The sequence below is a fragment of the Leuconostoc falkenbergense genome, from assembly GCF_045801155.1.
In the GTDB taxonomy this organism is placed as follows: Bacteria; Bacillota; Bacilli; order Lactobacillales; family Lactobacillaceae; genus Leuconostoc; species Leuconostoc falkenbergense.
Map to the genome: position 1 here is coordinate 608,389 of NZ_CP174386.1, position 13,969 is coordinate 622,357.

A 13,969-nucleotide genomic window follows, 5' to 3' on the forward strand; every position below is an offset into this window, starting at 1 on the left:
TCACTTTGCTTCTTTTTATAATCGATCAATATACACACCGTTTATCCAGCCTTTAGTAGCTAATTTTAACCAAACGACACCGTTGGCATCGTGCAACTCATCTGAGATAGCCACAAAGTCACCATCTAGAACACTGCCAACAGGCAATCCATATGGTGATTCGAAAACTTCCGTTGATTGCCCTGGTAAAAAGTTAACAATGGCGTTAGGTTGATCACTCTCAACTTTTTCAGGATTATTGAAATAGTTGACGTTTGCTTGATCTGGCGCGTTATCTGAAAGAGCCATTTGACTTGAATCGTATCTGAGCCAATGATGATCACCAATTTGATACCAGAATTGACCATTACTGGTAATGACACGAAGATGAGTATTCCAAAATTCTTTGGGTGAAATTGTGGTGATAATTGGACTAAGATCACTAGGGGTTGGATAAACAGGCAGTTTGGTTAACGTTTCTACAAACATATCAATACGATGTACAGCTCGCCAGTCATTAGGACGATAATATAAGACTGATGTTTGTGGTAAATTACCAAAAACGCCCGTTAATTGACCAGAGTTATCAACATATTCATATTGTTTAATCGCAGCCGGTGAAACATGGTAATCAGTACCAGATTCCCCGTCTAATCGACGCGGTTCCTGTAACAGTTCGCCCGTTGCAATATCTTTATCGTAAACCCATACGGGTGCAGTATTTGCCATAGAAGAATCCCCTTTGAATATGTCACCATTATATCACAAACAAAAAAAGACCCGCAGGTCTTCATTATTACTTTTCAACTTGAGCTGGTTCGTTTTGAACTTCACTAATGATAAAGGATCCATCTTGCCAGTCAGCAAATAACTGATGGACAGTTGGATGAGCCAAATAATAGTCAGCAATACCATCGGCAATTTTGTCTTGTAACACTCGACGCAACGGACGAGCACCCATTGAAGGATCGTAGCCCAAAGATACCAATTGCTTTTTCGCAGACTCACTGACTTCGATGTGGAGACCGTTTTCTGATAAATTATCATTCATATTGTCCAACAATAAATCAACGATTTTTAGCAAATGTGCCTGGGATAGTGGTTGGAATTCAACGATATCATCAAAACGGTTCAAAAATTCCGGCCTAAAATAATTTTCTAGTCGCTGCATTAGTCGATTCTGATTATCCACTTGTGCAAATCCGACTGGTGAGTTACCTGTATCTGTTGAACCGGCATTGGATGTCATAATAACAATTGTATCTTTAAAGCTAACAACATGGCCTTGAGCGTCCGTCAAACGACCATCATCCAGAATTTGCAGGAACATATTCATAATATCGGGATGGGCTTTCTCAACTTCGTCAAACAGCACTAGTGAATAAGGGTGACGACGGACCTGCTCAGTGAGCTGCCCAGCTTCCTCATAACCAACATACCCTGCGGGAGCGCCAATCATTTTAGATGCAGTGTGTTTTTCCATGTATTCTGACATATCAAAACGAATCATTGCATCTTCACTACCAAACATTTCTTTGGCAAGTTGTTTAGCAGTTTCAGTTTTACCCACGCCAGTTGGACCAACAAATAAAAATGATCCAATTGGGCGACCAGATTTTGTCAAACCAATTCTGTTTCGACGCACTGCTTTAGCAACAGTTTCAACAGCATTTTCTTGACCAACCACATGCTCGGACAAATTTTTGTCCAAGTCTTGTAATTGATTAGCTTCATTTTCTTTCAATTCACCAACGGGGATATCTGTTTTTTCCTCGATGATGTCTAAAATATCTTTCTCGTCAATGTTTTGTGGTTTTGACATTTCTGGATGCGCTTCAACTTGGGCTTTTTGAGACTCGAGTTGATTAACTTGGTCTCGCCAATAACTAGCTTTTTCAAAGTCTTCCTTGTCAATTGCTTCTTGCTTGAAACGATCAGCAGCGTCAATTTTACCTTGAATCGTTTGTGGATCGGCAACATTCATAGTTAAGTTTTTGCGTGAACCAGCTTCATCAATCAAGTCAATGGCCTTGTCCGGCAAAAATCGTTCAGGAATGTAACGATCTGATAAATCAACAGCCGCTTTCAAAGCGTCATCTGTATAAATGACGTGGTGATAATCTTGGTATCGTTGGCGAATTCCTTGCAAAATTGTGAGTGTTTCTTCCTTAGTTGGTTCTTCAACTTGAACAGGTTGAAAACGACGGGCGATTGCGCCATCCTTTTCAATTTTACGGTATTCGTTTAAAGTTGTGGCGCCAATCAATTGAAACTCGCCACGAGCAAGAGCTGGCTTTAGAATATTACCAGCATCCATTCCGCCCTCCGCATTACCAGCGCCCATAATTTCGTGAATTTCATCAATGAATAGAATGACATCATCATTGTCTGTCACTTCTTTCATCAATTGACGCATTCTTGCTTCAAATTGACCACGCATGCTCGTGCCTTGAACTAAAGCTGACATATCGAGACGGATAACTTCTTTTTGTTGGAGCTTATCGGGAACTTTACCAGCGACAATAGCTAATGCTAAACCTTCTACAACTGCGGTTTTACCAACGCCGGGTTCACCAATAAGAACTGGATTATTTTTTGTACGTCGGTTTAAAATTTCAATTGTGCGTGACACTTCATTGCCACGTCCGATAACAGGATCGAGCTTGCCATCACGAGCTTGTTGTGTCAAGTTAATGCCATATTCATCAAGTAATTGACGTTTGCTATTTTTATTTTTTTTCGATTGTGTATTTTGTTGACCTTGAACCTGAGCCATTTGTTCGTTCATAGCCCGGAACATGTCGTCTAAGTTATTAAAACCAAAGGGATCTTGTTGTGCCATATTTACTATGCGTATGGCTCGTGTGTGATTCAAAGCCATACTCTCCTTTCATAGGTTATAAGATTATTATATCATAAAGAAAACAAAAAGGTTCAACTAATTAGCACTCAATACGAATGAGTGCTAAAAATAAATCGTGTTACAATTATAATTGAGGTGAAACATGGATTACACAATAGCATTGAATGATTTGCGTGATGGCAAAATAAATGAAATTAAAATTAACCCAGAAAACTTTCCGGCGTTTCAAAAGGCATGGGCCTCATTTGCGTATCAAAACGCGATTCGAGGTATTGCACATGCTCATGGCCAGGTGACATATGTCCGTGCAAATTAGTATACGAAAAGCAAGTTTTTTATGCTACAATATTATAAGTTAAGTAAAAAATAATATTATTTTAAATGGCAATTAAAGGGGCAGTAACGTGGCATTTTCATTTGGACAACGCAATGTCGGTATTGATTTAGGTACCGCAAACACATATGTATATATTGAAGGTCGTGGCATCGTTTTGCGTGAGCCTTCAGTTGTCGCGCGTAACACTCAAACAAACGAAGTAGTTGCAGTTGGTTCAGAGGCAAAAGACATGTTAGGTCGTACGCCAGCTAGTATTGCAGCGATTCGTCCGATGCGTGATGGTGTTATTGCTGACTATGACACCACAGTTGCTATGATTCGTTATTATTTGCAAAAAGCCCTTGGCGGTCGTATTGGTAAGCCATACGTCACTATTGGTGTACCTTCGGGTGTGACAGCTGTTGAACGACGCGCCGTGATTGATGCAGCACGTGTTGCTGGTGCCCGTGATGCCTACGTCATTGAAGAACCCTTTGCAGCAGCAGTTGGTGCTGGATTGCCCGTCATGGATCCAACTGGTTCCATGGTTGTTGACATGGGTGGCGGTACAACAGATGTGGCTACAATTTCTCTTGGTGGCATTGTATCAAGCCGTTCAATTCGTATTGCTGGCGACAAGTTAGATGAAGCTATCGCCAATTTTGTCCGCAATAAATATAATGTCACCATTGGTGAACCAACTGCCGAGCGTTTAAAAATTGAAATTGGTGCTGCTTCGCTGGATTTGGCGAGAACTTTACCAAATGCAACGGTACGCGGTCGTGATTTATTGACAGGACTGCCAAAAACGATTGATGTAACGGCGGAAGATGTTGCTGCCGCTATTCAAGAGCCAGTACAAGAAATCGTTGCAGCTATTCGTGAAACATTAGAATCAACACAACCTGAACTTGCAGCTGATGTTATTGATCACGGTATGGTTTTGACTGGCGGTGGGGCTTTATTGCGTGACATGGATAAAATTATTCAGGAAGCGACCAAAGTACCTGTTTTAATTGCCAACGAGCCATTAGATGCCGTGGCTATTGGCACTGGAGAGGCATTAAAGTCAATTGATGTCATGCGACAAAGTTAATTTTAATTTTGTATTCTAGAGCGTGGCGCTTGCGCTACGCTTTTATATTTTCAGAAATAGACGTTATTTGCGATTAGTGGCATATACTGCTACTTCACGTTTTGGGGAAAAACATGAAAAAAATATTTTCATCACGTACAGTTGTCACATTAATTGTTGGCATTATTGTGATTGTTAGCTTAATAGCAGGATCTAACTGGTGGGCTAAGCGCACAAACACGCCCCCTTTTTTGCAACGGTTTGGGAATGATTTAGCTGGGGGTGTCAGTCGTGTTATCGCTGTTCCTACTACTGCAATTGGGCGGACAGCTAATAGTATCGGTAACTTGCTTGATACTTTTGAAGAAAATAAAGCTTTAAAAGCAAAAATAGACGCTTTTGCACAAGATAAAGTTAGACTTCAAACTGTGCAAGAAGAAAATAAATCTCTTAAAGAGCAGTTAAAGTTAAAAGCAACATTAACAGATTATAAAACAATATCTGCTGTGACAATCAGCCGTTCTCCAACTACTTGGCAGTCACAGCTTGTCATTAATCAAGGCTCAAACGCTGGCCTAAAAAAAGGTATGCCGGTTCTTGCGGGTGCTGGTATTATTGGCCGTATTAGTGAAGTTAATACGACTAATTCGAAAGTAGCCTTAATTTCTGATACGAGTTCTGATGCCAATCGGTTTGCTATCACAATTAAAGGTGACAATGGTGATGTTAACGGGATTGTGACAAGCTTTAATCGCGAAAAAAATCAACTGATCATGGGGCAGGTAACATCTGATAATAAAATTAAAAAAGGTGACTTAGTTGAGACATCTGGATTGGGTGGTGTTATCCCCGCTGGTTTGTACGTGGGGAAGGTTGCTAAAGTCAGTACTGATGATTATGGTTTGTCAAAGAAAATTTATATTGAACCGGCAGCTGACTTAGGTAACGTCACAACGGTGATGGTTGCAATTTCTCAGATTGGAGCAAATTAATGGCTTTTTGGCAGCTAACAAGATTACGTGTCATTTATCCTGTGTTGTTTGTACTTACCTTATTTATTGATGGCACTTTAATGTCAGGACTAGGTGGCATATTGACGCATTTTCCTTGGCATGTTTTACCGACCTTGACACTCGGATGGGCGTTTCTTGGTGTGCAATTTGATGTTGATAATGAATTGCCATTATGGTTTTACGTCACGCTCGTTGGTATTTTATTTGATATGTATTATACTGGTATTTTTGGTACTTATACATGTGCTTTCTTGGTGGCAGTTGCAGTTATGAAACAACTTCATCGTGTTTTAGACGAAAGGTTGCTCAGTGGCCTATTTCTCTATTTGGCTGGTTTAGTGGTGTATCTTTTTATTAGTTACTTGGCCGGTTTTATCATTGGGTTAGCTAATATTAGCTTGTTGACGTTCTTGATGTATGAAGTGTTGCCAACAGTATTCTTGAATGTGGGACTAGCAGCAGTAGTTTATTATCCGATTTGGTCTTTTTTTCAATTCTTACGTTGACAAATTAGAAAATCCTAGTATACTTAGAAACATATAATAAAACGTTGAGCGAAAGAGTAATTTTTCATAGTATGAAGAGAGTTTGCGGTTGGTGTGAGCAAGTAACTATGATTGATGAACCACATTCGCGAGTGAGTGATTGAATTGAGTAGGTCATGCCGGTGATGCCCGTTATTGCATACAGTCTTTGACTGATTGAGATGTTGACAGCGATGGTAACATGACCAAGAGGTGGTACCGCGATAAACGCCCTCTGAATACTAATTGTATTTGGAGGGTGTTTTTGTTTAGTGGTAGATTGACTGATTGAGAAGTTTTGTGTGAACAAAACTTAAATTTGGGGTGGCACCACGCATTAGCGTCCTCTTACAATGATGAAATCGTTGTAAGGGGGCGCTTTTCGTTTTATGATATATCAAAATTATAATTAATTTTTCAAAAGGAGTACAGGGCATGAGTTATTTAGCAACAATATTACCGAGTTTGTTATCAGGTTTGAAAATGACATTGGGGATTTTCTTTTTCACTATTATTGGATCAGTACCGCTGGGAATCATTGTATCTTTGGGATTGAAGTCACCATATTTCACTATTAGATGGTTGATTAATGGTTATATTTGGATTATGCGTGGGACACCATTATTGCTTCAGTTGATTTTTATCTACTATGGGCTAGGCATGATTGGTGTGACATTTCCTCGCTTTGAGGCAGCTATAATTGCTTTCATTATTAATTATGCAGCGTACTTGGCTGAAATATTCCGTGGCGGGTTACAGGCGATACCCGTTGGACAATATGATGCTGCTAAAGTGTTAGGATTTAACAAATTTCAGACATTTTTCAAAATCATTTTGCCACAAGTAATCAAAATTGTAGTACCGTCATTTGGTAATGAAGTGATTAATTTAGTTAAAGATACGTCACTTGTTTATGTTATTGGTCTAGGTGATATGCTTCGGGCCGGAAATATTGCTGCAAGTCGTGATGTGACATTAATGCCATACCTGTTAGTTGGTTTGATTTATTTATTAATGACTGCAATCGTGACGTTGCTATTACGTCGTAGTGAAAAAGTACTCAATACTTGGAGGTAACCCAATGTTAACCATTAAAAATTTGACCAAAATGTATGACCAAAATGTCATTTTCAAAAACCTAAATCTGACAGTAAAAGAGGGTGAAGTTCTCAGTATTGTTGGGCCATCTGGTATTGGTAAGACAACTTTGATTAAAATAATGGCGGGATTAGAACCTGCCAATAGTGGTGAAATTACCATTAACAATGAAGCAATTAGTATAGACGGTGAACGTTCAGATGCTAATATTGGACTCATTTTTCAAGATTTTAATCTGTTTCCTAATTTTACAGTAATGGATAACATTACTTTGGCACCTATTAATGTCAATAAAGTGCCAGCTGAAAAAGCTAAAGAACAAGCGCTATCACTTCTAGAGTCACTGGGTATGGCGGACAAAGCTGATTTATATCCATATCAACTCTCAGGTGGTCAAAAGCAACGTGTGGCAATTGCGAGGGCATTAGCCATGAGCCCTAAAATATTGGCTTACGATGAGCCAACAAGTGGTCTGGATGAATCTTCCACTAAACAGGTTGCCGAAGTTGTGAAAACATTAAAATCTCGTGGTGTAACACAAGTTATTATTACCCATGATCAATTTTTTGCAGAGATAGTTTCTGATCGTATTTTTGATTTTGCTAAGGAGGTGGTACGTTAATGCCAAGTCTGAAAAAGAAAATTATTGTCAATAGTATTGTTGGACTAGTATTTTTTGCCATTCTTATATGGGCGGGGCTCGCGTTATCACGACCAACTCAAACGAAGACGAGTGATAATCAAACGACCATACAGACCGACGAGTGGTCAAGAATCAAAAAATCTAAGCAAATTACAATTGGTTTAGATGATACGTTTGTACCTATGGGTTTTCGTGATAAAAATGGTAAACTAGTTGGATTTGATGTTGATCTGGCAAATGCTGTTTTCAAAAGTATGGGCATAAAAGTTAAATGGCAGCCAATCGACTGGTCAATGAAGGAAACAGAATTGAACACTGGCAACATTGACGCAATCTGGAACGGTTATACTATTACGGCCGCTAGAAAGAAACAAGTGGCATTTTCCACACCATATCACAAGGCAACACAAGTTTTGGTAACGTTGAAAAAAAATAATATTAACAGTTTTGCTGATATGAAAGACAAGGTTTTGGGTGATCAGACTGCGTCAAGTGGTGATGAAGGATTTAATAAATATCCAAAGGTATTAAAACAGTATGTCAAGGATAATACTGTTGTAGGTTATGACACATTTGACAAAGCATTCAATGATTTGAACGCTGGACGGATTGATGGTCTTTTGATTGACGAAGACTATGCGCGTTATTATGTGGCACATCAGTCTAATCCTAATGATTATACGGTGACCGTTGGCGATTTTCCAACTGACCACACAGGTGTCGGATTCCGAAAATCAGACAAGTCGCTTCGAAAGGCTGTCAATAAAGAATTAGCCATTTTTGAAAAGGATGGTCGTTTACAGAAGTTAAGTACGAAGTGGTTTGGAAAGTAGTTAAAATCATGAAGGCGCCCAATTGGCGCCTTTTTTTGTGTTAAAATATGATTATGCCTAAACCAGTTTAATGGGGGAGATATGCTTAGAGATTCATTTTGGATAATTATAATTTTAACCTTAGTCGTCAATACGGTCGTGGCATTTATTACCGTTTTTCGCCAAAAGCGAGATATTGCGACGATTTGGGCATGGATGTTAGTGTTGCTTTTTCTACCAGTAATTGGATTTGCTATTTTTTTCTTGGCGGGCAGTCGTATCTCTAGCAAAAAAATTTTTCGTTTAAGGACACAAGAGCAGCGAGGTCTTGAACAAATTGCGATTAACCAACGTCATCAATTGGCTGATATCGAAACATTATTACCTATTCCTGAAAGTGCAAGTGAGCTATTGGGTCTATTTTTGACTTCTGACAAATCTGTACTAACACGTGGTAACAAGATTACGATATTCACCGATGGTGAGAGTAAGTTTGAAGCTTTATTTGACGATATACGTGTGGCAAAGGAACATATTCATTTAGAATACTTTACGATCTATGATGATACCATAGGTAACCAGTTAATTGATTTGTTAACCCAAAAGGCCAGTGAAGGCGTTGAAGTGAGAGTCATTTTTGATCAGTTTGGTTCTCATGGGCAACACGTCGATATGTACAAACGTTTACGGGCTGCTGGCGGTGTAGCTGTACCCTTTTTGATGCGTCGTTTTCAAGTTCTGACTTTGCGTTTTAATTTTCGAAATCACAGAAAAATTGCAATTATAGATGGCAAAATTGGCTATATTGGTGGTTTCAATGTTGGGGATCAATATTTAGGAAAATTCAAAAAGTTTGGCAATTGGCGTGACACACATACTAGAATTTCTGGTGATGCGGTGTTATCACTACAAAGTCGCTTTTTAATGGATTGGAATGCCACAGCTGAAGGGAAAGAAATATTGACACAAACGACAGCATACTTTCCTGAAAATTTTTCATTACCGGGCAAGTCTATGATTCAGATTGTTTCAAGTGGACCTGACAATGATATGAAACAAATTAAGCAAGGATTTATGCGAATGTTTGCTTCTGCACGCAAAAAAATTATGATCCAAACGCCTTACTTTATTCCTGATTCACCAGTTCTAGAAACATTGGAAATTGCTATTTTGTCAGGCGTTGAGGTTTGCCTGATGATTCCAAGTATGCCGGATCATCCGTTAGTTTATCGGGCAACTCAGTATTATGCAAAAGAATTAATTGACTTGGGGGCGACGGTTTATCGTTATGATGGTGGATTTCTTCATAGCAAAGTGGTGATGATTGATAATGAGGTGGCCACAGTGGGGTCTGCTAACATGGATATTCGTTCGTTTTCACTTAATTTTGAAGCTAATGCATTCATTTATGATCCAGAATTTGCGGTTCAATTAGAGGAACTCTTTTTAAAGGATATTGAGGAATCGACACTTTTGACAGCTGATTATTTTGAGCAACAATCTGTCTGGATGAAATTCAAGCAAAAGTTTAGTCGACTATTCTCACCAATACTATGAAAAAATATAGAATCAATTCAGGGGTAAATTTAGTTATTTTACCTACCACACAATTTAAAACATTACATATTGCTGTTGATTTTGTGGCGCCTGCATTAACATCTAATATCAGTGCTAGATCGCTTTTGTCTTACCTTATGGCAGTCAGTGCGCGACGATACCCCACACAACAAGACGTGGCGCAAAAAACAATTGATTTATACGGGGCGCAATATCAAACCGATGTGTATCGCTTTGGTCAAACACATCATTTGCGAGTGACGATGCAATTACCAGCTCCTGATTATGTCAGTGATGGTAGCAATTTGTTAGTCAGTGCGTTTGATTTCTTAAAAGATATGATGTTTGATCCACTTGTGAGTGAGCAAAAGTTTGATGATGACGTCTTTGCAAAGGAAAAGCAAAGTCTAATTAATGAATTAGAAAGCATTAGTGATGACAAATCACGTTATGCAATCAGCCAATTACGTAATATCACGTATGATGTGCCAAATTTGCAATCGTCATCGGCGGGTGATATTGATTTGGTTAAAAATTTGACATCTGAGTCAGTGTATACTGCTTACAAGAATATGATCACTAATGATCTTGTAAATATTGTTGTTTTAGGTGATGTCAACGATAGTGAAGTCGCTTCACTAGTCAGCGGCTGGTCAGTCCCAGCGAGAAGGCTACCGTTTTTACAACCATTTTATCGTCAGGCGTTACGCCCAGCCACTGTCGAAAAAGAAAAACATCTTCAAGACATTAACCAAGCAATGTTGACATTAGCGATGCATCTGAATGTGCCACCGTTGGATAAGCAAAGATTTGCTGCTATGGTGATGAATGCTTTGCTAGGGGGTTCGCCTTTGTCGAAATTATTTATGAATGTACGTGAAAAGGCCTCATTAGCATACAGCATTTATTCAAAATGGCAGTACGACACTGGTTTTTTATTAATTGCAGCTGGATTGGATGCTGACAAGGTGGCACAAACAGAGAAAATGATTCATCAAGAAATTTTGGCTATCCAAAACGGTGATTTTGACGAGAAAGTGGTAGCCTCAATTAAAAAAAGTTTGATAAATGATTATCTTAGTCAGCAAGATTCACCTAATAGCCAAATAGAAATCGCTTTCTCACGTTTGTTGACTGGTAGCGAGACCAGTGAAGTTGAATGGATTAAGCAAGTACAAGCGGTTAAGTCAAATGACATTGCGCTTGTAGCACAAAAGCTTCAGATACAAAGCAGATTCATATTGTTGCCTAAGGAATAGCATGCTAGAAAAGTATTACAAACAACTAAAAGAAAAAGTATTAACCGAGACTATGCCGGATGGTTTAAAAGTGGTAATGGTGGAAAAACCGGATTATCATAAGACGTTTGCTGTTTTGACGACCGACTATGGATCACTCGATGAAAAATATCAAGTAGGGCAAGGTTCACCCAAAAAAATTCCAGCTGGAACTGCTCATTTTTTGGAGCATAAACTTTTTGAAAAAGAAAATGAAGATGCGTTTACACGTTTTGGTCAATTAGGTGCTGACGCTAATGCCTTTACAAATGCATATCAAACCAGCTATTTATTTTCTACGACGCAACATGTTGTACCCGCACTCCGGCATCTTTTGCAATTTGTCCAGACACCTTATTTTAGCGATAAAACTGTTGCAAAGGAACAGGGTATTATCGGGCAAGAAATTCAAATGTACGAAGATGATCCGAATTGGGCCGTTTATATGGGCATTTTGTCTATGATGTATCCAGAATCGCCAATGGCGCATGATATAGCCGGCACACAGCAATCTATTGCGACGATTACACCAGAATTACTGTATGATATTCACCATGCCTTTTATCAACCGAGCCAACTCACACTGCAAGTAATTGGCCATTTTGATAAGCTTGAAGTTTTAGAAACAATTAGTCAAACACAACAGCTTTTTTCAGGCAACTCTTCATCAGTCACACGCTTGACGCCAAATCTTCAACCAGCGGTTAATCTGTCTGATACACGTCAGTTTAATATTTCACGGCCCAAGGTTGCGTTTGGTATTCGCATTAATGGCAAGCCGTTGCGTGGTACAATCGTCACTAAACGTACTTTAGCGGTTGATCTAATGTTGGATTTACTCTTTGGTGAGCAGACGGATTGGTATCAAAAGTTGTATAATAAAGGTATTATTGATTCAGAATTTGACACATCTTTTGATTTAATACGTGAATATCAATTTATTAGTATCTTTGCGGAAACGACAGCTTATCAGGCGTTAGAAAAGGCAATTCAAACGCAAATTAATCAATATCGCAGCGCGTTGAAAAATCAAGCCCATAATTTTGAACAACTTAAACGAGCAACCATTGGTGAAGGTATACAACGTCTAAATTCACTTGAAAACATTGCACTTCGAGGAGATGATGCCTTGTCTGGGGCTAATCTTTTTGATAAGATAGAGTTGTTACAAGATTTAACATTTGATGACATTCTTGTAACAGCCGATATAATTTTTCAGGGTGCTGTACTGCAACGTTTTGTGTTGCAAAAATAGGTTTTAGGACATTTATGAGTGAAACATTAACAAATCAAATTGGTGAACAATTAAAAGCTGCTCGCCAATCTAAAAATTTATCATTGGATGATATTCAGAATATCACCAAGATTCAACGTCGTTATTTGGTTGCGATTGAGGAAAATAATCTCAGCGTTCTACCGGGTGATTTTTATGTGCGTGCTTTTATTCGTCAATATGCTTTAGCTGTTGGTTTACACCCAGATGAGGTTTTGGGAGAAAAACCACCAGTGTCGATTTCACGTAGTAGTGATTTGAGTCGCGCGCACCAAGATGATGATGGTATTATGCGCGCTGGTATTGATCATACAATGACGGCCAAGTCAAGACTGTCCAATTTTATGCCGACAATCTGGATTGGTTTGTTGATTGTGATTGCATTGGCAGTGATTTGGTTTGTTTTGACTCATGTTGGTACTAGTACATCACAAAATAGTGATAGTGGGAATGTTTCAGTTTCGTCTTCGGCTGTACCGAAATCTTCGTCAAATGCTACATCATCAAAAAAATCAAGTTCTTCGTCCTCTGCTTCCTCTTCCAGCAAGAAAAAGTTGGATTTAAGCTCTCCCGAAACAAATACAAGTCTACAAACAACCATTTTTAATTTGTCTAACGAGAGCACAAAAAAGCATACTGTTGTGATTAAGGCACAGAGTACCGGAACAACTGTTAAGGTTAGTGATGGCAATAGCAATATATTATTAAATGAGACAGTTTCGGCTGGTAATGATAAAACAGTAGAGATTCCATCTGGTACAACTTCTTTCAATGTACAATTTACTAATGTTAGCAACGCAACTTTAACTGTGGACGGTGAAACTGTGCCAGTGGATGGTGCTACTACTGCCTTTTGGAATGTTTTATTTAATCTAAATAAATAGAAGGATTTTTCATGAATTTACCTAATAAATTAACAGTTTTTCGTATTATTTTAATTCCAATTTTTATCTTGTTATTAACATTGCCGTTGGATTGGGGAAATGTGAAATTGGCGGGTACTACAGTGCCCACCACATGGTTAATTGCAGCAATTGTATTTGCAATTGCTGCAATCACGGATTTTCTAGATGGCAAAATTGCACGCAGTCAGCACTTAGTAACCAATTTTGGCAAGTTTGCAGATCCGTTGGCGGACAAACTGTTGGTAATGACAGCATTGATTTTTCTAACCAGCTTTGGCGTTGTACCGGCATGGATGACAGCAGTTATTGTGATTCGCGAACTGGCTATTACTGGTTTAAGGACATTAATTGTTGAAAATAATGGTCAAGTGTTGGCAGCGCAAATGCCCGGCAAAATAAAAACATTTTCTCAAATGTTTGCTATTTTCTTTTTGTATATTCACAATGCACCGTTTGCCACAATTGGCTTTCCAATTGGAGACATCTTATTGTGGGTAGCGGTAATATTTACGATATATTCTGGATTAGACTACTTTTGGCAAAATAGAGTTGTTTTCTCAGATGGTTTATAGTACGTTTTCAAAGCGCTTGAAGCGCTTTTTTCGTATAACAAAGTATGAACAAAAGATAACGA

At 38.7% G+C, this 13,969-nt stretch carries 14 protein-coding genes and 1 other annotated feature; of the genes, 12 read left to right on the forward strand and 2 right to left on the reverse strand.

Features of this window, described 5'->3' with window-relative positions; genetic code table 11:
- Positions 1-15: 15 nt before the first annotated feature.
- Complete coding sequence (locus tag ACI3ES_RS03015; RefSeq protein ID WP_114666488.1) at positions 16-708, reverse strand: MucBP domain-containing protein; 693 nt, start codon at positions 706-708, stop codon at positions 16-18.
- A gap of 67 nt (positions 709-775) precedes the next feature.
- Positions 776-2,821 carry an ATP-dependent Clp protease ATP-binding subunit gene (locus ACI3ES_RS03020; protein WP_036067736.1) on the reverse strand — a complete coding sequence of 682 codons (2,046 nt, stop codon included), beginning with the start codon at positions 2,819-2,821 and terminating at the stop codon, positions 776-778.
- A gap of 163 nt (positions 2,822-2,984) precedes the next feature.
- Here ACI3ES_RS03020 and ACI3ES_RS03025 point away from each other — a divergent pair, with 163 nt between their 5' ends.
- The 12 genes from ACI3ES_RS03025 (at position 2,985) to pgsA (ending at position 13,907) form a co-directional block, all read left to right on the forward strand.
- Positions 2,985-3,158, forward strand: coding sequence for a hypothetical protein (locus ACI3ES_RS03025; RefSeq protein WP_004914310.1), 174 nt, complete (start codon positions 2,985-2,987; stop codon positions 3,156-3,158).
- Positions 3,159-3,246: 88 nt separating this feature from the next.
- Complete coding sequence (locus ACI3ES_RS03030; protein WP_004914314.1) at positions 3,247-4,254, forward strand: rod shape-determining protein; 1,008 nt, start codon at positions 3,247-3,249, stop codon at positions 4,252-4,254.
- Between the two features lie 113 nt (positions 4,255-4,367).
- Entirely contained in the window at positions 4,368-5,225 is an 858-nt protein-coding gene (mreC, locus tag ACI3ES_RS03035; protein ID WP_004914316.1) for a rod shape-determining protein MreC, read from the forward strand.
- Positions 5,225-5,752 carry a rod shape-determining protein MreD gene (mreD, locus tag ACI3ES_RS03040; RefSeq protein ID WP_114666489.1) on the forward strand — a complete coding sequence of 176 codons (528 nt, stop codon included), beginning with the start codon at positions 5,225-5,227 and terminating at the stop codon, positions 5,750-5,752. The genes mreC and mreD overlap by 1 nt, the downstream gene beginning before the upstream one ends.
- A 35-nt stretch (positions 5,753-5,787) precedes the next feature.
- Positions 5,788-6,121, forward strand: a binding site (T-box leader).
- A gap of 84 nt (positions 6,122-6,205) precedes the next feature.
- Entirely contained in the window at positions 6,206-6,847 is a 642-nt protein-coding gene (locus ACI3ES_RS03045) for an amino acid ABC transporter permease (RefSeq protein WP_114666490.1), read from the forward strand.
- Between the two features lie 4 nt (positions 6,848-6,851).
- Positions 6,852-7,490: an amino acid ABC transporter ATP-binding protein gene (locus ACI3ES_RS03050; protein WP_004914323.1), complete on the forward strand. Its 639-nt coding sequence runs from the start codon at positions 6,852-6,854 to the stop codon at positions 7,488-7,490.
- Entirely contained in the window at positions 7,490-8,344 is an 855-nt protein-coding gene (locus ACI3ES_RS03055; RefSeq protein WP_114666491.1) for an amino acid ABC transporter substrate-binding protein, read from the forward strand. Before ACI3ES_RS03050 ends, ACI3ES_RS03055 begins: the two co-directional genes overlap by 1 nt.
- A gap of 81 nt (positions 8,345-8,425) precedes the next feature.
- Complete coding sequence (gene cls / locus ACI3ES_RS03060) at positions 8,426-9,880, forward strand: cardiolipin synthase (protein ID WP_114666492.1); 1,455 nt, start codon at positions 8,426-8,428, stop codon at positions 9,878-9,880.
- Positions 9,877-11,139: an EF-P 5-aminopentanol modification-associated protein YfmF gene (yfmF, locus tag ACI3ES_RS03065; RefSeq protein WP_114666493.1), complete on the forward strand. Its 1,263-nt coding sequence runs from the start codon at positions 9,877-9,879 to the stop codon at positions 11,137-11,139. Before cls ends, yfmF begins: the two co-directional genes overlap by 4 nt.
- 1 nt (position 11,140) lies before the next feature.
- Positions 11,141-12,412 (forward strand): EF-P 5-aminopentanol modification-associated protein YfmH, encoded by a 1,272-nt coding sequence (yfmH, locus tag ACI3ES_RS03070; RefSeq protein ID WP_114666494.1) that lies wholly within the window; start codon positions 11,141-11,143, stop codon positions 12,410-12,412.
- 14 nt (positions 12,413-12,426) lie between these two features.
- Entirely contained in the window at positions 12,427-13,314 is an 888-nt protein-coding gene (locus ACI3ES_RS03075) for a RodZ family helix-turn-helix domain-containing protein (protein ID WP_114666495.1), read from the forward strand.
- 11 nt (positions 13,315-13,325) lie between these two features.
- Positions 13,326-13,907 carry a CDP-diacylglycerol--glycerol-3-phosphate 3-phosphatidyltransferase gene (pgsA, locus tag ACI3ES_RS03080; RefSeq protein WP_114666496.1) on the forward strand — a complete coding sequence of 194 codons (582 nt, stop codon included), beginning with the start codon at positions 13,326-13,328 and terminating at the stop codon, positions 13,905-13,907.
- Positions 13,908-13,969 lie beyond the last annotated feature (62 nt).